Here is a 22,462-nt window from a genome sequence, read left to right on the forward strand (position 1 = left end):
CAAATTCCAGCAAGCTAGCTTGGAACCATCCCGAAAGGCCACGAAACGGCGCCGTTCCGACAAGTTCGGCAGCAGCTGAAACTATCCGGCCACAGAATGCAGCACTCTCGTGCCGAAGCGCGCCATGACGGACCGCCTATAACCCGATCGGATGCCCATATTCCTATTCGAAAGCCGCATGCCAGAGCCCCAGCTTGGCCGTGGGGAAAGCGCATTAGCTGCCCGTATCCAGACGCGGTACGCGACGAAGATGCGGTGCGAGATCGCACAAAAGGTCCCAAGCCGGAACGCTCGCCTTGTTTGCGTTGCATTCCTACCGTTGGGTCGATAGGTGAACCGGCCATTCACGCAATGTCGTCAATGTCATGCGATTCGGTTGATCAGTGCCTTTCCGGGAGCCCCGCTTGGGTTTCCTAGGGGCGCTGGAAGCTGAGATTCGGGATTCGCGGCGACTGGTGATAACCGGCGGCATCGAACAGATCGATTCCCCTTGTGCAGCCGCGTCGGCCGCAGCGCCGGTAGTCGGCGTGCTTGCATCGGAATGAGATCGCTGAAGCAGGTAGGACACTCGTGATCGAACGGCTCGTCGCGTTTTCCGTCCAGCGTCGCTGGTTGGTCATAGCTCTCGTCGCACTCATTACCGTTGCCAGCGCCGGTGCGGCCGCTCATCTCTTCAAGATCAATACCGATGTCGAGCGGTTGATCGACAAGGATGTCCCCTGGCGTCAGGACGAGATCAACTATGAAGCTGCGTTCCCGCAGCGGACCGGTACCCTGGTGGCCGTCATCGACGGCAAGACGCCGGAGGAGGCCGAGGAGGCGGCGGCCGAGTTCGCGGCGGCGATCGCCAGACACAAGACCATGATCGAGTCGGTCTACCGTCCGGACGGCGGCGCCTTCTACGAGAAGAACGGTTTCCTGCTGATGTCGCAGGAAGAGCTGACCAAGACCACGGAGCAACTCGTCCAGCAGCAGGGCCTCCTCGGACCGTTGGCTGCCGACCCTTCCCTTCGCGGCATCATGCGCGTTCTCGGCCTTGGCGCCCGCGGCATCAAGAGTGGCGATGCCAAGCTCGAGGATCTCGAGCGGCCGATGACCCAGATCGACGCCACCGTGCGCAAGGTCCTGGCCGGCGAGCCTGCGCGCATGTCCTGGCAGATGCTGCTTTCCAACGGACAGACGCAGAGCACGGATCTGCGCAAGTTCGTCATGATCCAGCCCGTCTTGGACTACAACGCGCTACAGCCCGGCGCCCACGCGACAGAGGTGGTGCGCAAGGTCGCCTCGGAACTCAAGATCAATACCCTTGGGGGCCCGGAATTCGCCGAGCGTCCACGCATGCGTCTGACCGGCCCCGTCGCAGTGGCTGACGACGAGTTCGCCACCCTCTCAGAGGACGCTTTGCTGAACTACAGCGTCACGGTCGGTGCGATCGTGCTGTTCCTGTGGCTTGCACTCCGCTCGGCCCCGCTGATCGGCGCGGTCCTGATCACCACCTTCGCTGGCCTCATCGTGACTGCGGGTCTCGGCCTGCTGATGGTCGGCGAACTCAACCCGATCTCGGTCGCCTTCGCGGCGCTCTTCGTGGGCCTCGGCATCGATTTCGGTATCCAGTTCGCCGTTCGCTACCGTGCTGATCGGTTCGAGCAGCCCGACCTCCTCTCGGCCATGCGGGCGGCAGCTCGGGGCGTCGGCTGGTCGCTGACCCTGGCGGCCATCTCGCTTATCGCCGGCTTCTTCGCTTTTCTGCCGACTGCCTTCCGAGGCGTCTCGGAGCTGGGCCTCATCGCCGGCGTCGGCATGATCGTCGCCTACCTGTTCAGCCTCACCCTGCTGCCGGCCCTCATCGCGGTGTTCAAGCCCAAGGGTGAGCGCGAACCGGTGGAGACCGCCTGGCTCGCGGGCGTTGATCCGTGGATCATCCGCAACCGAAAGCCAATCTTGATCGGCGTCGGGTTGATCACGCTCGCGGGCATCCCGCTGCTGTTCAAGCTGCCCTTCGATTCCAACCCGATGCATTTGCGCAGCCCGAAGGTGGAATCGATCTCGACCTATCTCGATCTGATCAAGGACCCGGCGACGAGCCCGAACATCATCGACGTCATGGCACCCTCGGTGGCCGCGGTGCCGGCGCTTGCGGAGAAGCTGCTGAAGTTGAAATCCGTGGCGAAGGTCATCGACATCGACACCTTCGTGCCGCCGGACCAAGACCAGAAACTGGCCATTATCGCTGAGACCGCACAGTTGCTGGGGCCGGTCCTGAATCCCGGCCGCAAGCCGCCGCCGCCGACCGATGCCGAGAACGTCAAGGCGGTGAAGGAGGCGGTGACGGCCCTGCGCGGTATCGCGGCGGGCTCCACGGCTCCGGGCGCCAAGGTAGCGGGCGAGCTTGCGACCGATCTCGACAAACTGGCAGCTGCTCCGGTCGCGACCCGCGAGGCGGCGAGCGTTGCTCTAACGACGGATCTGAAGACCCTGCTCTCGCGTCTGTCCGGCCTCCTGAACCCGGAGAAGATCACCCTCGACAACCTTCCGCCTAAGTTGAAGGCCGAATGGATCGCCGCAGATGGACGTTCACGCATCGAAGTCCACCCAAGCGGGGACGCCAACGACAACCAGGTGCTGCGGAACTTTGCCAAGGACGTGCAGAGTGTCGCGCCGCATGCCACCGGCGCGCCGGTCGCCACGACGTCGTCCAGCTACACGATCCTGGGCGCCTTCCTGCAGGCGGCGATCACCGCACTCGTCCTGATCTTCATCATCCTGTCGGTGGCGCTCCGGAAGCCGTGGGACGTTGCGATGACCCTCGGGCCACTGGTGCTGGCAACCCTCTGGACGCTCATGGCCCTGCATATCGTCGGGATGCCGCTGAACTTCGCCAACATCATCGCGATGCCGCTGATGCTGGCGGTCGGCGTGGCTTTCCACATCTACTACGTCATCGCTTGGCGGGCGGGTGTGACCGACATGCTGGCTTCCAGCCTGACGCGAGCGATCTTCTTCTCGGCGCTGACCACCGGCACGGCGTTCGGCTCACTGGTGCTCTCCAGCCATCCGGGCACGGCCAGCATGGGCAAGCTTCTCGCGCTGTCGCTGTTCTTCACCCTGGTGGCAGCCTTCTTCGTGGTTCCGGCGTTCCTCGGGCCGCCGCCGAAGCATCCCGACCCGAAGCGTCCCGAGGGCGATGCCGCTCTACCGCCAGTAACCCGGGCCAAGGCCGCGGAAACGGTCTCGGCCAAGTAGGCCGCGCGGAAATTCCATAAGACGAAGAATGGGCGCGGGTCCCCGCCGCGCCCATTCTTCGTTCGCCATAAGTCTTGATTTGTCCTCAGGCGAGAAAGTCTGAGAATCCCCCTCTTACGAAGCCGGCGGCCGCCGCGAGGCTCTCGGGGGCGACCAGCGCATCACGCTCCGCCACATAAGCATAACCCGGCGCCTCGCCGGGAAACCCGCTTGCCGTGGCGGGATGAGTGTAGAGTTCGGTCAATCCGTCCGGCAGGTGCGCCAACAGCCCCTGCACTCGGGCTGGCGTCATCGCCCCGGACCAGGCGAGTCCGAGTGTCCTGTCCGGAATCAGGAGGCCTGCCTGACGCGCCCGTACGGCCAGCAAGGCCGCCCAGGGTGCTGTGTCGAGGGCCGGCTTCGGATTTGCGCCCGGCTCTGCCGCCCGCAGGACAGCACGGGTCTCACGCGGAACTCGGATCGCCCGCATGCCATGACGACGACCCGCTGCGAGCACCAGACCGGCAATGATCGGGTGCACGTGGAAATGCTTGTGGGCGTTGACGTGGTCCAGGGGTAGGCCGATCGCGCGGAAGGCCTGGAACTGTGCTTCGATTTCAGCCGAGAGTTGGCGCCGCACCGAGGCCTTGAGGGCCAGGTCGAGGCCGAGTCGCTCCATGTCGCTACGGATCAGACCGTCCGGGGTGACGAGATCGGGAATACGCTCAGGCGGCAGGGTCGGCCAAGCCTCCACCATCACCAAGTGAAGACCGATGCGCAGGGAGGGCAGACGCCGAGCCCGAGCCACGGCGTCATCGGCGGCCGGGGCAGATACCATCAGGCTTGCAGCGGTGAGGATGCCGTCACGATGCGCTTGCTCCACCGCCTCATTGACCTGAAGGCTCAGGCCGAAATCATCGGCGGTAACGACCAAGCGCTTCACAGGACGACTCCGGGTAATGGGAGGCGGGACCCTCCCCCTAAGGTAGGGGCTGTAGCCCCACGACGCGAAACGGCCGGGCTTTCCAGCCCGGCCGCCTCATTGTGTCTAGGTATCGAATCGAACCTGCGTCGAGCTCAGGCTGCAGCGCTGGTCTGACGGTCCTTGAGGAAGCGGTAGAACTCCACACCCTCGCGTAAACGGCGCTTCATCATGTCGGGCGAACGGACCATCTCGGAAACGATCGAGGCGATCTTCGGAGCGCGGAAGTAGAACTTCCGGTAGAACTCCTCGACAGCCGCGAAGATTTCGGAATGTGACAGGTGCGGGTAGTGCAGCGGTGCGATCTGCACGCCGTTCTCGTCGACGAGTTCCGCGTTTGCGACGTCCAGCCAGCCGTTCTCCACCGCCTGCTTGTACAGGAAAGTGCCGGGATACGGTGCCGCCAGCGAGGCCTGGATCGTGTGCGGATTGATGCGCTTGGCGAACGCGATCGTCTCCTGGATCGTCTCCCGGGTTTCGCCCGGGAGGCCAACGATGAAAGTACCATGGATGGCGATGCCGAGATCGTGGCAATCCTTGGTGAAGCGCTCGGCGACCTCGACGCGCATACCCTTCTTGATGTTGTTCAGGATCTGCTGGTTGCCGGACTCGTAGCCGACGAGCAGCAGGCGCAGGCCATTGTCCTTGAGCACCTTCAGGGTATCGCGCGGAACGTTGGCCTTGGCGTTGCACGACCAAGTCACACCGAGCTTGCCCAGTTCGCGGGCGATTTCTTCGGCGCGCGGCAGGTTATCGGTGAAGGTGTCGTCGTCGAAGAAGAACTCCTTGGTCTGGGGAAACTCCTTCAGGCAGTACTTGATCTCCTCGATCACGTGCGCGACCGAGCGGGTGCGGTAGGTATGACCGCCGACCGTCTGCGGCCAAAGGCAGAAGGTGCAGCGCGACTTGCAGCCACGGCCCGAGTAGAACGAGATATAGGGGTGCTTCAGGTACCCGATGAAGTACTTCTCCATCTGGAGATCGCGCTTATACACGCTCGTGACGAACGGCAGCTGATCCATGTCAGTCATGATTTCGCGGTCCTCGTTATGGACCACGTTGCCATTGGCATCGCGATAGGACAGCCCCTTGATCTCGGACATCGGGGTGCCGTCAGCGACTTCCTTGACGGTGAAGTCGAACTCATTGCGGGCACAGAAATCGACCACCGGGGCCTGGGCCATCGCGCCAGCGGCATCGACCGCGACCTTGGCGCCGATCAGGCCGGCGATGAGCTTCGGGTTCTCGGCCTTGAGGGCTTCAATCGTCTTCACGTCCGACTTGAAGGACGGAACCGAGGTATGCAGCACAACCAGGTCGAAATCATGCGCTTGGGCCACGATCTCGCTCAGCTTGATGTTGTGCGGCGGGGCATCGATCAGCTTCGAGTTCGGCACCAGGGCTGCAGGCTGGGCCAACCAGGTCGGGTACCAGAACGACTTGATCTCGCGTTTGGCTTGATAGCGGGAACCGGCACCGCCATCGAAGCCGTCGAAAGTGGGAGCCTGCAGGAAGAGGGTGCGCATGGGGTTCAAGGCCTCAGCGAGAACAGGGGACAGTTGAATGGGAGAATAAACGGAAGGTCAGAGTGACGATGCACCAGCATCGCGCCCAAGCGTCGTCTCGGGGATCAAGGTACCGTCCGCAACCACGCGATAATCATGGCCCTTCCATGTCACAGCACCGGAGACGAAGCTCCAGGTGAAGTTCATGAAGGATAGGATGTCGCGAATCGGCAACAGCCAGTAGGGATGCGGAGCAAGGCCGAAGGCCCGCTCCAGGCGGACGCACAGGATGATCCGGCACGCCAGGGCGAAGGCCGCCACGGCCAGGGCCGTGGTTCCAGCATCCGGGACCAAAGCTCCGATCAGGGCGAGCGGAAAGGCATGGGTCACGAACGATCCGGCATAGCCGGCAGGATCGACGTTGCGGATGGTGCGGTTCCAGCGAAGCTCATGGCTCCACAGGCTCGCCAGATCCGTGTCGACGCAGGTGTGCCCAATGGTGAAGCTCGGGATTGCAACGACCCCGCCCTTGGCGCGCAACGCTTCGCCGATGGCATAGTCGTCGGCGAGGTCGTCGCGGAAGGCTTCGAAGCCGCCGATCTCGCCAAGTGCCCTGGTGGAGAAGGCAATGGTGGATCCAAAGCAAGGCTGTGCGAGGCCGAGCGACGTGCCCATCACCACGTTGGGCAAGAACTGCACGTCGATGGCGAGAGCGGAGAGATGGGCCCAGATCCCCCGATGCGCAGGGACCCCATGATACAGGCAAGTCACTCCGTTCACGCCCGGCTGCCTTAGCTCACCGACGATCCGGCCGAGGTAGTCGGGCTTCACCACCATGTCGCTGTCGGCAAGAACCACAATCTCGTGGGAGATTCGGGTCGACATGTTGATGAGGTTTGAAACCTTTCGGTTCGAACCGTGCTGGCGCGCGTCGATGACAAGATCGAGCCGAAGCGCCGGATAGGCGGCCTGCAGACGACGGACGACGGCGATCGCCGGATCGGCGGCGTTCTGAACGCCAAAAATCACCTGCACGGGCGCGGCATAGGCCTGCTGGCAGAAAGTCTCGAGATTCTCGTACAGGTTTGGCTCGATTCCGCAGAGCGGCTTCAAGATCGTGACGGACGGCGCCCCATCACCCAGGGCCGGCGCTGCCTTGCGGGCAAAACGCCCGGCTAAGGCAGCGGCAGTCAGTCCGTACACGCAACCGACCAGGGCGATCAGCGGCAGGAGATGCGAGAGCCAAGTCAGGTCCATCAGGGGCATCGCTCGGTCACGGGGCTCGTGAGAGTGCCGCGAAGTCGAGCGGCGCGAATCGTTTGTCGTACGGGAGGAACAAAGTCCGGGCGTCTCTGACGCAACTCTAAGGCGCTGGTTTGACGGCGAGCATGCCGGCGGTACGATCCCTCATGAAGGTGAGAAGGCCATCCGCCCCGCCGGTCTTCAGCGGCTCCGAGAAGCTGCCGCGAAGGCTCGCGACCTCGCTGACATTGCCGTTGAGATAGACGTCCTGCACCCGGTTTTCCGGGCCGACCAGGAAATCCACCTGCGAGGTATCGCCGTCCTTGTTGGCGACCTCGGTCTGAACCACGCGGTTCGGACCGCGCGCTTCGCTTTGCGGCTTTAAGCTGAACTTGCCACCGGAGGCTTGCGCGAGGCGGGTGGCGTAGGTCGCGGTGAAGTAGCGTCCGAACGCGTCCGTGAGGGCACCCTGCTGTTCGGGCGTGAAGGTCTTCCACTTGGCCCCGGTGGCCAGACGGATCATCGCCGGAAAGTCGAAGGTCTCATTCAGGGTCGGGCCGATGGTCGCCGCACGGGCTCCGACATCCTTCGGTGCGCTTTTCAGGGCGCTTTCGAAGGTCGCGTAGACCTTGCCGATCGACGTCGCGGCCGGATCGTCGATCGCATGGGCGGCCGAGCCGAGGAGCAGGTGAGCCGCGACGAGGCTCGCGACAGCAACGCGTTTCAGGCGCACTTCTTGAGTTCTCCGAGCTGGGGTTCGGTGCGGGGCCGTCCACCCAAATCATTGGCAAGCACTGGGACCAGGAGGTCATGCCGCAAGCCAGGCTCGCTCTGGGGCTCCGGTGCCATAACCGGATCCGGCTTCGATCCCTCAAGAGCATGCCAGGCGAAGAGACCAGGCACCCCGACGAGCAAGTCCGCCAAGCGCTTGACCAGGGACAGCGCCAGCGCCGCCTCGGCCGGGATTCCGAAGATCGCGCACAGGGCGATGAGGCCGCCTTCCTGGGCGCCGAGGGCACCCGGCACCGCGAAGGCGGCGCCACGGACCGCCTGGGCCAGGCTCTCGATCACCACCGCCTCGACGATGCTGACAGGGTAGCCCATGAAGTGGAGGGCCACGTAGACCTCGACGGTGCCGATGAACCAGCCGATGAGGTGAATGCCGAGACCACCGGCGACACGGCCGCGATGGCCGTAAAGTCGTTTGAGGCTGTCGTAGAGTACGTCGATAGCGCCGAGCGCACGCCATTCGCGCGAGCCGGCGAACCGGCTGACCAAGGCCTGGATCACCTTGTGACCGCTTCGGCGCTGGATGAGATAGAAGGCACCGAGGGCGGGAGCAGCTAGGGCAAGGCCGCCGGTCACGGTCCGGACGATCGGGCCATCCCCCGCGATCCAAGCGAGGAGAACGACGCCCGCCACGGTAAAGAGGAATTGAGTTACCGCCTGGGTCATCAGGTCGACGAACATGCTCGCACCGGCGATGCCGCCGGGGACGCCGCGCTTGGTCAGGAGACGGGCACCGACGAAGTCGCCGCCGACCTGGGCGACCGGCAGCAACGTGTTGATACCCTCGCGCACGAAGCGCAGCGTGAGGCAGTCCCGCAATGTCGGGCGCGTCGCCTTCGGGAAGATCACGAACCAGCCGAGACCGGCCCAGGCTACGGCAAAACCTCGGGCGACAACCACGATCAGCGCGCCCCAACCGGCGCTGACGACCGCGGCCGCGACGTCTTCCAGGCCAGAGGACAGGAACAGGCCGACGACTGTGCATAGACCGGCGATCAGGGCCAATGTCGTAAGACGCTTCATGGGCCCCTTTCGGCCTGCAGTGCAGCGGATCACACCGAGATTCCGCCGTGTTTCCGACCGCAAAAAACCGCCGGAAACGTTGAATGTCTTCGGAAGTTGCAGCTTTGAGAACCGTTGTCTATCACCCGAGAGACACAGTCGGGACCAAAGCGGCGCAGGGCGAAAAGCCCGATAATCAGCCGTCCGGGCGGACAGGGGAACGGGATCAGATGGACCGCGAATCACAGATGACGGCCGACGAGGTCGTGCGCGACGACGTGCAGATGGAGCGCTATGCCGGCGGCGGCTTCGGCGCCATGCGTGCGCCCGCTGCAAGTTCCCCGGTGATGGCCTGGAACGAATGGGATCCGCTGGAAGAGGTCATTGTCGGAAGTCTGGACGGTGCGACCATTCCGACACACCACTTGACCGTGATCTTCAACCTGCCGCGGGCTGCTCAGCCGTTCTACAGGTTCGCCTCGGGCTTCCGCTATCCGAAGTTCATGAAGAAGCTCGCCCAGAAGGAGCTCGACAACTTCATCTCGATTCTGGCCGGCGAAGGAGTGAAGATCCGCCGTCCGGACCCGATCGATTTCTCGCGCAAGTTCAAGGCCCCCCAATGGTCCTCCCGCGGCTTCTGCGTCGCCTGCCCTCGTGATCCGTACCTCGTCATCGGCGACGAGATCATCGAGAGCCCGATGTGCTGGCGCTCGCGCTACTTCGAGGGCGATGCCTACCGGTCGCTGTTCAAGGAATACTTCCGCAATGGCGCGCGCTGGACCTCAGCCCCGCGTCCGCAGCTCACCGACGATCTGTACAACTACGACTACCGGGTGCCGAACCTCAAAGGCGGCGAGCCGATGCAGTTCACCGTCAACGAGTTCGAGCCGGTCTTCGACGCGGCTGACTTCGTGCGTTGCGGCCGCGACCTGTTCGTGACCCGCTCGAACGTGACCAACCTGATGGGTATCGAGTGGCTACGGCGCCACCTCGGTCCGGGCTTCCGGGTGCACGAGATTGAGAGCCGTTGCCCGCAACCCATGCACATCGACTCATCCTTTATGCCGCTGGCCCCCGGCAAGGTGCTGGTCAATCCGGACTACATCGACGTCGAGAAGCTGCCGGCCGTGCTCAAGAAGTGGGACGTGCTGATCGCGCCGCGCCCCGACCCAGTCGAGGGCTTCATGAGCAAGATCTCCATGTGCTCGCCCTGGACCTCGATCAACGTGCTGGCGCTGGACGAGAAAAAGATCGTCGTGGATGCGAGTCAGCCGACGCTGATCAAGGCGCTCAAGGACTGGGGCTTCGACCCGATCCCGGCGCCGTTCCTGTCCTATGGACCGTTCGGCGGCTCGTTCCACTGCGCCACCCTCGACGTTCGCCGTCGCGGCACTCTGAAGTCGTACTTCTAGGTCGAAATCGATTGAGTTTCGGCTGCAGGGGGCGCGTTCAGCGCCCCCTTTTTTCGTATCCGGGACCGGCTTACCTGGCCGTCGCGTAGAGGGAAGCGCCGGCCGAGACCGGCGCGGTGACGGTAGAGAAGACGGAGAGGACCTTCTGGACCTCGGTGAAGGGGGCGTTGGAGACGTAGACGAGATCGCGATTGCGCATGCGGAAGGCCTGGGTCAGGAACAGGCTGTTGGGGTCGCGCATGTTGATGCGGTAGACCACCGGCACCAGGGGCGTGCCCAGCAGCGGGCTGCCCGGCTTGAGGCGGCGCACCACCGCGGCCGGCTCGAAGCGGAAGATGAAGGTGCCCGACGGGTCGGCCTGGAAGTCGGACAGGCCGCGCGCCTTGGCCAGGGCCTGGGCCAGGGTGATGCCCTCGGCCTGGAACGGGATCTCGGAGGCGTTGCCCAGCGCGCCCACCGCCAGGAAGGTCTGGGGGTCGCGCACCAGGGTCAGGGTGTCGCCCGGGCGCAGGAAGATGTTCTCGGCCGGGTTCGACACCACCGTGGTCAGCGGCACCGTGGCGGTCTGCGGTCCGCGCGAGAGGCGCACGAAGGTCTCGTTGACCGGCGCGCGCACCCCGCCGGCGGTGGCGACCACGTCGAGCAGGCGGTCGCCCTTGCCCGAGAGCGGCACGCGGGCGCCGGCCACGACCTCGCCCGTCACCGTCACGGTCTGCGACACCGCCTTGGTCACCGAGACCAGCACCTGGGGCTGGATCGCCTTGCCGGCCAGTTCGGTCTCGATCAGCGCCTGCACATCCTGGGGCCGGCGCCCGGCCACCTGGATGCGCCCAGCATAGGGCACGCTGATGGCTCCGTCGCGCGGCACCACCTGCTCGGGGATGAGGGCCGACTTGGAGCCGGCCGAGAAGCGGTCGGCCACCAGCGGACCGGAGAACAGGCCGCCCGAACCCGCTTCCCACACCGACACGGCCACGTAGTCGCCGACCCCGATCACGGGTTCGAGGGAGGGCCGTCGGTCGCCGAACGAGGCCAGCAGGCTGTCGAGGGCGCGTCCGCGCAGGGCCTCGATGGTGGCCGCCGACAGGTCGACGATCTCGTAGCGCGCGAAGGTCCCCTCGCTCGTGGCGATGTCGGCCCCGTCCACCACCGCACCCGTCGTCGGACCGGCACCGGGAAGAAGCGACGAGCAGCCCGAGACGAGACAGGCCGTCAGGACGGCCAAGGACGCCTTGCGAAGCATGATTACTCTCCTGAACGGACCGCGCACATGTGCGGTCCGGGCCGTCGCCCATCCGGCTCGCGACCGGATGGCAGGGCCATCGGCTGCGGGGCGCATGGGCGGCGCCACTCTACTCTTGTCGAATTGCCGGGTGAGGTCCGCCTATCAAAGCGATCCTTACCAGGACGTGCGCTTTCAGGCGCTGGCCGCGTCCAACGTTAGCGGCAAAACGCTGCGATCGGATTAACGGACCATGCACTGCTTTTACGGTGCGACCCGAACCTCACAATGACCCGTCCTCTCGATCACCAATGCGTCACGACGGAGGCAAGGCCAAGCTCAAGTGCCGCGTTGCGTGGCCTCGATCGGTCATCGCTCCAGGCTGTCGCGCAACTGGCGTCCGAGTGCGGCGGCGGTGAGATCCCGGCGGACCGGTTCGGTCCCTGCCGGAGGCTCGCCGAACTCGAAGATCGCGTAGTCGGTCGCGGTGCCTCCAAAACCCGGGCGGCTGCTCGGGAGAGCCGGCGCGTGATCGCCGAAAAAGCACAGGGTTGCCGGTACTTCCGCCAGCCCGGCGATCAGGGTCTCCATGGCGCTGCCGGTATGGCCCACGTGAGTCAGGTACTGGTCCAGAGGATCGTCGATGCCGGGCAGGCGTCCAGGCTTCCACGGGCCGTGATTCTCCATCGTGATGCCGAACAGGAACAACGGGCCGGTGCGAGCCCGGATTTCGGACAGGACCCGCTCTACCATCGCGGCATCGCTCACGTAGGGACCAATCCGCGCCGCCGTACCGAATGCATCCTCCATGATCAGGCGGTCGAAGCCCAGGCGGGTCACCACCTCGGCGCGGTTGAAGAAGTCACGATGGAAGGGATGCACGAAGACGGTTTCGAAGCCGGCATCCCGAGCTCGAAGGGAAAGGCTCGTCGGCTCACGACCGCCATGGGTCAGGTAGGGATCATATACGCCGAACCCGAGGTCCTCGGCGTCCGATCCCGTCAGCACGGCGTGCTCGGTCCGCATCGTGTAGGCGCCGTGGGCTGGGACGCGCAGGCGGCCATACTGGGTGGCGCGCGTACGGATCAGGTCCATCAGGGGCAGCGCGGGGCCGCCGAGACGATCGGGATCGACGAAGGATTCGAGCTGCATGACTACGACAACGGGGACATCAGCGCGCGTCCGCGCAACCGGCAGCCTCGCTGCGAGCTCCGTCCGACGGTCGGTGCGCCAGCGCAGGGCATACCCGATCAGGGTCGCGGGCAGTCCGTAGCGAGCGACATCGGTCTCCAGCGCAGGCACCGGAAACAAGCGCGCAAGCGCTGCCGCCATTGCTCCCTCCCCGGCGAAGGCGACGGCACTGATCAGCACAAGCGGCAGGGCCAGGATCGCAATGATAGCCACGCTCGGTTCAGCCGGCAGAACCGTGGGCTCGATCGCGTACCATGCGGCGACGAGGCCGAGGGATACGACGATCGGCACGGCCATGCGCGGGTCGGTGAGTGGTTGCGTATAGTAGAGTTCCGGGTGGCGCGGCACCTGCTGCAACAGTGCGAAGTCGCTGAAGACCAGCGGTTCGCCGATCAGGGTGCGTTTCAGGCGACTGATCACCGTGAGAATGGCGACGGTCAGCACGCAGGAGAAGGCGGCGAGCCAAGGTCGCCACGAGAACTGAAACCAGAACCCCATCACCAGGGCATAGCCGGCGCAGCGGATGGCCAGATCGCGAGGTCGGCGGCTGACTGGGCGTGCCTCGGAGCCCTCCCCGGCCTCAATGGCAAGACTGAGCAGGACGGCGAGAGCGAAACTAGAGAGCAGCGTCATCAGGCCTTTCAGCGCCTCTGATCCCGGAACCGTTCGATTCCGCGCTTGGCGCGCAGGCGCCGCACAATCGGGTTGACCACCCAGTACCGGGCTCGCATCGTCAGGATCGCCATAGGGCTCAGGGCCAGCCGCGATGGACCGACCGCATCCCGCGCCGCCGAGAGACGGTCCAGCAACTGTTCGGCCGAGCACGGTTTCAGCGCCACCGGATCGAGATAACGCGGATAGAGCAAGAGCGCCGCAGCGACCAGTTCGTCGAGGGCGAGGCGCCGGCCGCGATCTGCCCCGGGCGCCAAATCCTCGGTGAGGCCCCAGCCGGCATAGAAGGGGCGTCCGTGAACCGCGACGGAGCGGCCACGGATGAGAGCTTCGAAACCGGCCAATGACGTCATCGTCTCCACGTGGTCGACACGATCGAGCAGGTCGACGATGGACAAGCCGCCGACAATCCGGTCGGCGAGCGTCAGCGCCTCGGTCTCGGGGATCGCGCCCGTGCGGAACCCGGCCTCGACATCGGGATGCGGCTTGTAGAGCAGGAACGCATCCGGGTGTCGCGCTCGGGCCGCCTGGAGCAGTGCCCGGTTGGAGCGCACGACCGGCGACCCGTGTCGGACCGACGCGTCGTCTTCCACCTGCCCCGGCACCAGAACAATGCGCCGGTCCTTCGGCCAGGGTCCGGATTGATCGGACAGGCCGACATTGTACTTCGTGAGGCGCCGCGCCACGACGAGGTCACGCAGAGCCTTGGCCCGGGCCAGGAGGTCCGCCGAGAAGGTCGCGGTCCGTAGGATCACCGCGAGGCGGTTCTCCGTGCGCGGATCATAGTAGATCCCGAGATCGTCGATCACGATCGACGCCCCAGGGGCAAGGCCGGCACCGAGGCCGACGGAACGCAAAAACCCGTCCTCGATGCGGGCGAGCGGCACGCCGGCTCCTGCGCAGAGTGGCTCCAGACGTTCCGGCATTCGGGTCGCCCAGACGCGGACCTGGGCTCCGTGCCGGCGGGCCTTCGCCACCGCATCGTCCGCCGTCATGGTGTGAACTGGCGCCCCCTCCGGTCCGACCAGGAATGCGTCGAGGGCCGGACGCTTCCAGCGCGAAATCCCGACGAAGACCGTTCGCCGATCGTTGTCGCAGAACCTGTCTCGCAGCCACGCCACGCGTGCCAGGCACTCCGCAGGGGCGATGGGCGCACGCGTCCAGGGATCGAAGTAATGCACCCCGGCGCCATAGCACAGCGCAACCAGATCGGCAGCCGTCAGAGAGGAAGCGTCATCGCCCGGTCGAGCGACCGCGCATCCGGCCAGCCTCGCTTCGGCGGCCGAAGCCCAGTCATCGACGAAGACGGTGCGGACCCGTTCAAAAAGCGCCCAAGGATTGATCGGCCGCGCCGCGACCCGGAGCCGGGTCGTCTCGCCGATCGACAGTGCCGGACAGCCGCCTGACCCGGCGACGATGAAGCTGCCTTTCGGGTCAGATGCCAGAACGCGCTTGACGAAGGCGGTCAGCCGCGCGCCGGAGCGCGCGACGGCACCCTCGGCCAGGATGAGGGCAGGGTCGGTGAGCCCGGCCAGGACCTCCGCAACCATACGATGATCGCGCGCGAAGCGATTACGCCCGAAGATCTGGGCCTCGCGCAGAGCCGTAGAGTCGATCGGCATGCTGCCACCGAGGTCGGCTCCCGCGTACCGGACGCGAAGGCTCGCCATGCCATTTTGCGGCGTGTCGTAGGGTGAGAGCAGCGGCCCCGGGCCGATCGTGCAGGCGGGGTGGTCGAGGATGCCGAGCCCGCGATCGAGCAGTCCATCCGCCCATACGGCTGGTGCCGCACCGGGCCGCCAGCGCCTTGCGAAGGAAACGCCCGTCGCAGCCGTGATCTCCGATTTCAGAGACCGGATGTGCGAACCTGTGGACAAAAAGGATGGCGGCAGGTTCGGGGGCATGAACGCTTTCGACCGACGTAACCGGCCGCTGCCTTAGCATCTTCCCGCCCGAATAGGACATGGATCGGGAGTAAATCGGGATTTCGGCCGGTAAGTTCACCGGACGCGCTGTTGCCGCGCGATCACAGATGAGGGGAATTCGTCATTGGCCCTACGAGCGCCCAATTGCTGAGGTGGTTGAGGCGTGCGACGGAATTGGCCGTCACGGTGGCCCGCGTTCGAACGGGCGCAGGAGCAGGCGTCGCTCGAGAATGCTTCAGCCCCGCGCAGACATGCCTCGTTCCGGAGAGGCCTTGCCGCTCGAAGGACAGGCCACGCCTCGCGAACGTCAGTCAATGACTCGCGAAGGACAAGCACTGTCTCGCGACGGACAGGCAACCTTCCTCTTCCTCCAGGGACTCGCGTCTCCCTTCTTCGCCGAACTCGGGCGCGCCCTCCAGGCGCGCGGACACCGGGTGCGCCGGATCAACTTCTCATCGGGCGACTGGCTGTTCTGGCGTCTCCCCTCGGACAATTACCGGGGGACCTTCGCCAAGTGGGGCGACTACGTCGCGGCCTACATCCGCGAGCACGGTATCACCGATATCGTGCTGTTCGGGGATTGCCGGCCCTATCACGTGGCCGCCACTGCGGCGGCCCAGCCGTTCGGTGTCCGCTTCCACGTCTTCGAAGAAGGCTACCTGCGCCCCAACTGGATCACCTGCGAACTCGGCGGCGTGAACGGCCACTCGACCCTACCGAAGACGGCAGACGAGATCCGGGCGATCGCTCGGCGCCTGCCCCAGCCCGGCCGCGCGATGCCGTCGAGCGGAGACATGGCCCGGCGCAGCCTGTGGGACGTCGCCTATAACATCGCGAATTTCGGGTTTCCCTACTTCTTCCCGCATTTCCGCAGCCACCGGCCGCACCACATCGCGGTTGAATATGGCGGCTGGATCAGGAAATTCTCCCGGCGCGCTCAGACTCGTCGCGAAGCGGCGCGTCTCAACGAGGCCTATACGGCCATCGGGGTGGATTACTTCCTGTTACCCCTCCAACTCGACAGCGACTACCAGATCCGCGTCCACTCCCCCTTCCTCGGGGTCGAGGGGTTCATGGACCGCACCATCGCGTCCTTCGCGACCCATGCGCCGGCGCCGACGCGCCTGCTGATCAAGCTGCATCCCCTCGATAGCGGGCTAATCAACTGGCGCAAATACGCGCGTCATTCGGCCAAGCGCCACGGGGTCAACGATCGCCTCGACATCATCGATGGCGGCGACCTTCCGAGCCTGATCGCCGGCAGCCGCGGCGTCGTGCTGGTCAACAGCACGGTCGGGATGCTTTCGCTGGAACTCGGACGCCCGACCTGTGCGGCCGGCAATGCGATCTACAACTTCCCCGGCCTGACCCATCAGGGCGGACTGAACACGTTCTGGACGGCACCGACATCGCCGGATAGCGAATTGATGTCCGATTTCCGACGCGTCGTGCTCCACCGCTCTCAGGTCAATGGCGGGTTCTTCTCGCGCGCCGCCATCGAGCGCGCCATCACTGGCACCGTCCCGCGCCTGGAGGCCACGCTGCCGGCCGCCGCCCTCAATGCAGCGCGTGCGATCCGAGAACAGGCCAGCGAGCCCCAGGAACTGGCGCCGGTCTATTGATCCGGTCGCGCCTACCGGGCTAGCAGACCCGATGCCCGTCATCCTCATCACCGGCGCGTCGAGCGGAATTGGCGCGGCCCTCGCCCGTCATTACGCCGCCCCCGGCACGACCCTGATCCTCCAGGGCCGGGATCGTCCCCGCCTCGAAGCGATCGCTGAGGCCTGTCGCACGAAGGGTGCGGCGGTCGAAACCGAGCGCCTCGACATCCGGGAGCGTGAGGCCGTGGCCACCTGGTTGACGGCCGCGGACCAGCGTCGCGCCATCGACCTCGTCATCGTCAATGCGGCGATCAACGGAGGCGATCCCGGCGGCGATGTCGAGACGGAGGCGATGGCCTTCGAGACGGTGGACGTGAACCTCGTCGGTGCTCTCAACGTCGCCTTGCCCTGCGTGAGCCTGATGCGCGCCCGGGGACACGGGCAGATCGCACTGGTCTCATCCCTGGCCGCTTTCGCGCCGCTGCCGGACGCACCCGCCTATAGCGGCACCAAGGCGGCGCTTCTCGCTCACGGACTGGCGCTGCGCGAGAAACTGAAGCCGCATGGCGTGCGTATCAACGTGGTGACGCCCGGCTACGTCAAGACCGCGATGGGCGGGGAGTACCAGGGCTGGCGTCCCCTGGAGATCAGCGCCGAGGATGCGGCCCGCCGCATCGCGCGGGGTCTCGCCCGGAACCAGGACATCGTCGCCTTCCCGTGGATTCTCGCGGCAGCGGCGCGCGGCGCGGCCCTGCTCCCGGAATTTTTGCGGCGCCTCGGGATGAGCGGCTTCACGTTCAAGATCCGGGCCGACCGGTGACTCGCCCGCGCATTGCCCTGTTCGTGCTGGAAGCCCTGCCGAACGCCCGCGCCGTACGCCGCTTCGTCGACGAGCACGCCGCCGACATTGCCTTCGTGGGCCTCTCCAACGCGGAGCGGCCGAGTTCCGGCGGCCTCGTCGGACAGGTTAGGCGCCACCTCACGCGCTCCGGGCCGGCGATCCTGCCCTATCTCGGCGTCAATTTCGGCCTGCCCGACCTGCTGGCCCCATTATCGCCCCTGACGCGCCGCCTGACGGGGTCGGGTCCTTCCTCGCGTGCAACGCCGCTCAGGGAACTCTGCCGACAGGTGAGCATCCCTACTCTCAAAGTCGATGACGTCAACGGACCCGAGGTGGCGAAGGCTTTTGCCGAGCATGCACCCGACCTCATCGTCACCTTCCACTTCGATCAGATTCTCTCGGGCACAACCCTGATGCGAGCGCCGCTCGGCGGCCTGAACGTCCATCCGGGCCTGCTGCCGCATCATCGCGGCCCCGTGCCGACCATCCACGCCCTGGCTGAGGACGAGCCGGCCTTCGGGGTCACGATCCACCGCCTCGCGGTGACGATCGATGCCGGGGCTATCCTGGCCCAGCAGGCCGTCCGCTTTCCGGGCGACACCACTGCGACACGGGCAGCCACCAGGCTGCACGAGCACGGGCGGGTGCTGCTCGACGGCGTCCTTGTCGACGTCGCAGAGGGCCGGCTACCCGCCGGCGAGACGGTTCCGATCCTGCCTTATTGCCCGTTCCCCGATCGGGCTTTGCTGAAGGCCCTTCGCCGTAGCGGGCGGAAGCTGACCGACGCGCAGGACCTGCGGGAGGCCCTGGCGCTGAGCGCCAAGGCCTGAAGAAGCGCCCGTCCCATCCAGGCGGGCGCCGAAGCTTCGCCTTACCGCGAAAACTTCTTGTACTTGATTTTCTTCGGCATCAGCGAGTCGGCTCCAAGGCGACGCTTCTTGTCCTCCTCGTAATCCGAGAAGTTGCCCTCGAACCATTCGACGTGGCTCTCACCCTCGAAGGCGAGGATATGGGTGGCGATGCGGTTCAGGAACCAGCGATCGTGGCTGATGATCACGGCGCAGCCCGCATAATCCTCCAGCGCCTCTTCGAGCGCCCGCAGGGTCTCCATGTCGAGGTCGTTGGTCGGCTCGTCGAGCAGGAGCACGTTGGCGCCGCCCTTGAGCGTCCGGGCGAGATGGACGCGATTGCGCTCACCGCCCGAGAGCGTACCGACCTTCTTCTGCTGATCCGAGCCCTTGAAGGCGAAGGCGGCACAATAGGCGCGGGAATTGATCTCGCGCTTGTTGAAATAGATGATGTCGTTGCCGCCGGAGACCTCCTGCCAGACCGTGGCGTTCGGATCGAGGGCGTCGCGCGACTGGTCGACGTAACCGAGATGAACGGTTTCGCCGACCGAGATGGTCCCGCCGTCCGGCGTCTCGGCCCCGGTGATCATCTTGAACAAGGTCGTTTTGCCGGCGCCGTTCGGGCCGATGACGCCGACGATGCCGCCGGGCGGCAGCTTGAACGACAGATCCTCGATCAGAAGGCGGTCACCGAACGCCTTGTTCAGGTGCTCGAACTCGATGACGTTGTTACCAAGGCGCTCGTCGATCGGAATGACGATCTGTGCCGAGGCGTCGATCTTGTCCTGGGACTTCGCCACCAGCTCCTCGTAGCGGGTGATGCGGGCCTTCGACTTCGACTGGCGCGCCTTCGGCGAGGCGGCAATCCACTCCTGTTCGCGGTTGATCGCGCGCTGACGGGCCATGTCCTCACGGCCCTCCTGCTGAAGGCGCTTCTGCTTCTGCACCAGCCAGGCCGAATAATTGCCCTCGTAGGGGTAGCCGCGGGTGCGGTCGAGTTCGAGAATCCAGCCCGTGACGTTGTCGAGGAAGTAGCGATCGTGGGTCACGATCAGGATGGCGCCCGGGTACTGGCGCAGGTGGCCTTCGAGCCAGTTGACCGTCTCGGCGTCGAGATGGTTAGTCGGCTCGTCGAGGAGCAGCAGTTCCGGTTCCCACAGGAGCAGCTTGCAAAGGGCCACACGGCGACGCTCGCCACCTGAGAGCGTTGCAACCGGCTGCTCATCGCTGGGACAGCCGAGTGCTTCCATGGCCTGATCGACCTTGGAATCCAGCTCCCAGAGGTTGGCGGCCTCGATCTTATCCTGGAGCGCGGTCATCTCGTCCGCCGTCTCCTCGGAATAATTCATGGCGAGTTCGTTGTAGCGGTCGAGCAGCGCCTGCTTTTCGGCAACCCCCTCCATCACGTTCTCGCGGACCGACTTGTTGGGGTCGAGCTGCGGCTCCTGCGGCAGGTAGCCGACCCGGGCACCCTGGGCGACGAAGCCCTCGCCGGTCCAATCCTTGTCGATGCCGGCCATGATCTTCAGCAGGGTCGACTTGCCCGAGCCGTTGATGCCGAGAACACCGATCTTGGCATCCGGGTAGAAGGACAGGTTGATGTTATCGAGGACCTTCTTGCCACCCGAATAGGTCTTGGTCAGACCCTTCATGTGGTAGATGAATTCGCGCGCCATGATGGTATCCCTGTCGTGTCGGCGGCCCGGCGCGCCCTGCGCCTCGACCCCCGGAATCCTCGTGTGCGTGGTCCCGCGCCGGCACCTGTTCGAGCCAGTCGGCGTACCGCGCGGAATGCGCCGATGCGGCCGGACCTCTGGCGCTCGCCGTGGTCGAACCGCTTCGCGTGAGAGTGTTGCGCCGGAGTATCAGGGCGACGCCGGACCGGCAAGAACCCGGACAACGCCCACGACGGAACTGGCGCCGCCGGTCGAACCCACATCAGGCGAACGGATTCTTGACCGTCTCGGGCGAACGCGCCCCATCGGCGGTCTCTTCGGGCAGCGAGACCGCCTCAAGCGCGGTGACGATCGCCGAAAGCGTCGAAGCGAGCGTCCGCGCCCGCGCCAAGCCCATGGCATCGCGCGTCAGGTCGACAGTTCCGTGGATCCCGATCCGGTCGGTCCCGTTCTCGATCGACAGACCGCCGATGGTTTGCACGGCGGCATCGTCGGCAAAGGGGACGAATCGGGAGGTGTCCGTCGGCGTTATCCCTTTCGACATCGAAACCTGTCCTCAGCAGAGTCCATAAGGTGTCCCGCTGCGCCGCGGAGGAGCCGTTTCGACCATCAGGTCCGAACCTGTCATCCGTTTAGAAGATCGCACGCATCAGGTCGCGCCAGAGCCGTCGGAGGGCGCGATGCAACTCCTGCTTGGCCCAAGCCTCGAAGGAATCCGCGTCCGGGCGTCGGCGGTGTGGTGACCCATCGCCGTCCGCCGGACCCCGGGAATAGACGCGGGGTTCCGGCAATGCCATGGCCGTTGCCTTGGCGGCGGCGGGTAGCGTCGGGAAAACATCGAGCCCGGTCTCCTGGCGAAGGACATCCAGCGACACCGCGCGCCAGGACGCGTCGTCGGCGTTCGGCACCAGATAGGCGCCCGCCTCTCCGGTCGCCGGGTCGTAGAGCGCCTTGAACAGTTGCGTCGGCACCAGCACCCGCCCGTTGATCGCCCGGACGGAACCCCCGGAATAGACCGGGCCGGTGACGACGAAGAGCGTTCCGCGGCGAGTCGAGAGGCGGCGCACGCTCTCCTCGATGGCGGCCCAGAGCCCCCGGTTCACGGCGCGGTCCTGTGGAACCACGTTGGCAAGACTGAACGACTGTGCCTGGGCCGCTTCGGTCGGCATGTCGCCGGCCGGAGCCATGTGACCGCGATCGAAGCCGCTGCGGACGTAATCCTCCAGGAGGGCACGATCATCGGGCGGCAGCGCGTCCTCATCGTGGAAGGCGTCGATCCGGTCGATGCCGCGCGCGGCCGATACGCCTTCCCGCGTCAGGCGTTCGGCCGCGTAGAGTGGTGTCCGCGCCACTCCGGAATGCAGCACCGCGAAGGCGTCGTAACACAGCGGTACCAAGCGCTGGTCCAGCTTGACATTGATGATTTCAGGGCGTCGGCCCTCGGCGAACAAGGCCGAGCAATCCCGAGCCTTCGCGGTCCCGTGGCTTGCCAGCATCCCGGCAATGAGCACCCGGACGCATGCGAGGTTCCTCATCGCCGGTCCGTCAAAAGCACACGCGGACTTTCCGGGTTCCTTCGGGCGTGATGCGGGTGCGATAGCCGCAGGGTCGTCCGAGGGTTCCGTCGAACGGAGAGACCAATCGGTCGGCCGGGCCTGGACCAGCCTGGACGCCGCAGTGTCCGGGGGGCTCGCACGGGAACGTGAAGGGCTCCACCGGCCGGTGTCGGAGCACCAGGGCGGGATCGCGCTGAAGCCGATCCGCAGCGTCAGCCTCGCTCAAGCAGGCCAGCACCAGCACGAGGCTGCCGAGGGATCGAAGGAGAACCATGAACCTGCCTTAAGGCACGAGCGGCGGCTGGGAAAAGTGGAACGCACCGTTGATCCGAACGAAACGGAGGATTAACTGCCGGACTTCGTGCGCAAGAGCCAGCGGAGTTCATGCGTACCAGTCAGCATCGCAGCCGAATCACGATCCGGAATTCACCTCTTGGCCCCGTGCAGCGGAATCGTATTGCAGGTCGGTCCAGGCTGTGGACGCGAACAAACGTTCCGCAACGTGGCAAAGCTGCGTAATGGCGTTATAAGTGCGAATGAATGGCTTCGGTTTCACACCGGAGCACGCATCGTTTGATGATCGGCCGGCTCTCAATCCAGCGAGAGTGGGCGAAATCGAACCGATGTTCAGCAAACGAACGGGTGTGCATCGGTGTCACGGCAAGAAACCACGGGCGAAACCTCGCCAGCGTCCTCCGCGTCGGGGCTGTCGGAGGGTCCGTCGATCCTGGACGGTCTGTCCGAGCCCGCGGCTCTGCGGCTGTTGCCGGAGAGCC

At 65.4% G+C, this 22,462-nt stretch carries 17 protein-coding genes; 5 read left to right on the forward strand and 12 right to left on the reverse strand.

The genetic code is table 11. The features are described from left to right. Nucleotides 1–570 precede the first annotated feature (570 nt). Nucleotides 571–3,243, forward strand: coding sequence for an MMPL family transporter (locus J7U37_RS01365; protein ID WP_247634582.1), 2,673 nt, complete (start codon nt 571–573; stop codon nt 3,241–3,243). 85 nt (nt 3,244–3,328) lie between these two features. On the opposite strand, the gene hpnK is transcribed toward J7U37_RS01365, so the two are convergent. The 5 genes from hpnK to J7U37_RS01390 form a co-directional block, all read right to left on the reverse strand. Further along, complete coding sequence (hpnK, locus tag J7U37_RS01370; protein WP_247634583.1) at nt 3,329–4,165, reverse strand: hopanoid biosynthesis-associated protein HpnK; 837 nt, start codon at nt 4,163–4,165, stop codon at nt 3,329–3,331. Nucleotides 4,166–4,299: 134 nt separating this feature from the next. Then, on the reverse strand, nt 4,300–5,730 hold the full coding sequence (gene hpnJ, locus J7U37_RS01375; protein ID WP_056180889.1) for a hopanoid biosynthesis associated radical SAM protein HpnJ: 1,431 nt from the start codon (nt 5,728–5,730) through the stop codon (nt 4,300–4,302). 57 nt (nt 5,731–5,787) lie between these two features. Further along, nucleotides 5,788–6,975, reverse strand: a complete 1,188-nt coding sequence (gene hpnI, locus J7U37_RS01380) for a bacteriohopanetetrol glucosamine biosynthesis glycosyltransferase HpnI (RefSeq protein ID WP_247634584.1) — start codon at nt 6,973–6,975, stop codon at nt 5,788–5,790. Nucleotides 6,976–7,072: 97 nt separating this feature from the next. Next, the gene (locus J7U37_RS01385; protein WP_247634585.1) at nt 7,073–7,684 is read right to left on the reverse strand and encodes an ABC transporter substrate-binding protein; all 612 of its coding nucleotides are present in this window, start codon (nt 7,682–7,684) and stop codon (nt 7,073–7,075) included. Next, the gene (locus tag J7U37_RS01390) at nt 7,675–8,763 is read right to left on the reverse strand and encodes a flippase-like domain-containing protein (protein ID WP_247634586.1); all 1,089 of its coding nucleotides are present in this window, start codon (nt 8,761–8,763) and stop codon (nt 7,675–7,677) included. Before J7U37_RS01390 ends, J7U37_RS01385 begins: the two co-directional genes overlap by 10 nt. 209 nt (nt 8,764–8,972) lie before the next feature. On the opposite strand from J7U37_RS01390, the gene J7U37_RS01395 reads away from it, so the two are divergent. Then, nucleotides 8,973–10,154 (forward strand): amidinotransferase, encoded by a 1,182-nt coding sequence (locus tag J7U37_RS01395; protein ID WP_247634587.1) that lies wholly within the window; start codon nt 8,973–8,975, stop codon nt 10,152–10,154. A gap of 70 nt (nt 10,155–10,224) precedes the next feature. Here J7U37_RS01395 and J7U37_RS01400 read toward each other — a convergent pair whose 3' ends face one another. The 3 genes from J7U37_RS01400 to J7U37_RS01410 all read right to left on the reverse strand — a co-directional run bounded on the left by J7U37_RS01400 (nt 10,225) and on the right by J7U37_RS01410 (nt 14,909). Further along, nucleotides 10,225–11,397: a polysaccharide biosynthesis/export family protein gene (locus J7U37_RS01400; protein WP_247634588.1), complete on the reverse strand. Its 1,173-nt coding sequence runs from the start codon at nt 11,395–11,397 to the stop codon at nt 10,225–10,227. 348 nt (nt 11,398–11,745) lie between these two features. Next, nucleotides 11,746–13,200, reverse strand: coding sequence for an alkaline phosphatase family protein (locus J7U37_RS01405; RefSeq protein ID WP_247634589.1), 1,455 nt, complete (start codon nt 13,198–13,200; stop codon nt 11,746–11,748). 8 nt (nt 13,201–13,208) lie between these two features. After that, nucleotides 13,209–14,909 carry a capsular biosynthesis protein gene (locus J7U37_RS01410; RefSeq protein ID WP_247634590.1) on the reverse strand — a complete coding sequence of 567 codons (1,701 nt, stop codon included), beginning with the start codon at nt 14,907–14,909 and terminating at the stop codon, nt 13,209–13,211. Nucleotides 14,910–15,478: 569 nt separating this feature from the next. Here J7U37_RS01410 and J7U37_RS01415 point away from each other — a divergent pair. The 3 genes from J7U37_RS01415 to J7U37_RS01425 are packed head-to-tail and all read left to right on the forward strand — an operon-like array spanning nt 15,479 to nt 18,436. After that, entirely contained in the window at nt 15,479–16,786 is a 1,308-nt protein-coding gene (locus tag J7U37_RS01415; RefSeq protein ID WP_247634591.1) for a capsular biosynthesis protein, read from the forward strand. A gap of 31 nt (nt 16,787–16,817) precedes the next feature. Beyond that, the gene (locus tag J7U37_RS01420) at nt 16,818–17,585 is read left to right on the forward strand and encodes an SDR family NAD(P)-dependent oxidoreductase (protein ID WP_247634592.1); all 768 of its coding nucleotides are present in this window, start codon (nt 16,818–16,820) and stop codon (nt 17,583–17,585) included. Further along, nucleotides 17,582–18,436 (forward strand): formyltransferase family protein, encoded by an 855-nt coding sequence (locus J7U37_RS01425; protein ID WP_247634593.1) that lies wholly within the window; start codon nt 17,582–17,584, stop codon nt 18,434–18,436. The genes J7U37_RS01420 and J7U37_RS01425 overlap by 4 nt, the downstream gene beginning before the upstream one ends. 41 nt (nt 18,437–18,477) lie before the next feature. On the opposite strand, the gene ettA is transcribed toward J7U37_RS01425, so the two are convergent. From ettA to J7U37_RS01445, 4 genes are all read right to left on the reverse strand, one after another. Further along, the gene (ettA, locus tag J7U37_RS01430; RefSeq protein WP_056183671.1) at nt 18,478–20,130 is read right to left on the reverse strand and encodes an energy-dependent translational throttle protein EttA; all 1,653 of its coding nucleotides are present in this window, start codon (nt 20,128–20,130) and stop codon (nt 18,478–18,480) included. A gap of 262 nt (nt 20,131–20,392) precedes the next feature. Further along, a complete protein-coding gene (locus tag J7U37_RS01435) occupies nt 20,393–20,611 on the reverse strand; it encodes a hypothetical protein (protein ID WP_348772964.1) in 219 nt (72 codons plus the stop codon). A 151-nt stretch (nt 20,612–20,762) separates the two neighbouring features. Next, nucleotides 20,763–21,626: a DNA/RNA non-specific endonuclease gene (locus tag J7U37_RS01440; RefSeq protein WP_247634607.1), complete on the reverse strand. Its 864-nt coding sequence runs from the start codon at nt 21,624–21,626 to the stop codon at nt 20,763–20,765. 49 nt (nt 21,627–21,675) lie between these two features. Then, nucleotides 21,676–21,960 (reverse strand): hypothetical protein, encoded by a 285-nt coding sequence (locus J7U37_RS01445; protein ID WP_247634595.1) that lies wholly within the window; start codon nt 21,958–21,960, stop codon nt 21,676–21,678. Nucleotides 21,961–22,462 lie beyond the last annotated feature (502 nt).

The sequence above is a fragment of the Methylobacterium sp. 37f genome (assembly GCF_023093475.1).
GTDB lineage: Bacteria > Pseudomonadota > Alphaproteobacteria > Rhizobiales > Beijerinckiaceae > Methylobacterium.

Coding starts and splice junctions, on each gene's coding strand:
- hpnJ (WP_056180889.1), bottom strand. CDS start 5,730: ATGCGCACCCTCTTCCTGCAGGCTCCCACTTTCGACGGCTTCGATGGC.
- hpnI (WP_247634584.1), bottom strand. CDS start 6,975: ATGCCCCTGATGGACCTGACTTGGCTCTCGCATCTCCTGCCGCTGATC.
- J7U37_RS01390 (WP_247634586.1), bottom strand. CDS start 8,763: ATGAAGCGTCTTACGACATTGGCCCTGATCGCCGGTCTATGCACAGTC.
- J7U37_RS01395 (WP_247634587.1), top strand. CDS start 8,973: ATGGACCGCGAATCACAGATGACGGCCGACGAGGTCGTGCGCGACGAC.
- J7U37_RS01400 (WP_247634588.1), bottom strand. CDS start 11,397: ATGCTTCGCAAGGCGTCCTTGGCCGTCCTGACGGCCTGTCTCGTCTCG.
- J7U37_RS01405 (WP_247634589.1), bottom strand. CDS start 13,200: ATGACGCTGCTCTCTAGTTTCGCTCTCGCCGTCCTGCTCAGTCTTGCC.
- J7U37_RS01410 (WP_247634590.1), bottom strand. CDS start 14,909: ATGGCGAGCCTTCGCGTCCGGTACGCGGGAGCCGACCTCGGTGGCAGC.
- J7U37_RS01415 (WP_247634591.1), top strand. CDS start 15,479: ATGACTCGCGAAGGACAAGCACTGTCTCGCGACGGACAGGCAACCTTC.
- J7U37_RS01420 (WP_247634592.1), top strand. CDS start 16,818: ATGCCCGTCATCCTCATCACCGGCGCGTCGAGCGGAATTGGCGCGGCC.
- ettA (WP_056183671.1), bottom strand. CDS start 20,130: ATGGCGCGCGAATTCATCTACCACATGAAGGGTCTGACCAAGACCTAT.
- J7U37_RS01440 (WP_247634607.1), bottom strand. CDS start 21,626: ATGCTGGCAAGCCACGGGACCGCGAAGGCTCGGGATTGCTCGGCCTTG.
- J7U37_RS01445 (WP_247634595.1), bottom strand. CDS start 21,960: ATGGTTCTCCTTCGATCCCTCGGCAGCCTCGTGCTGGTGCTGGCCTGC.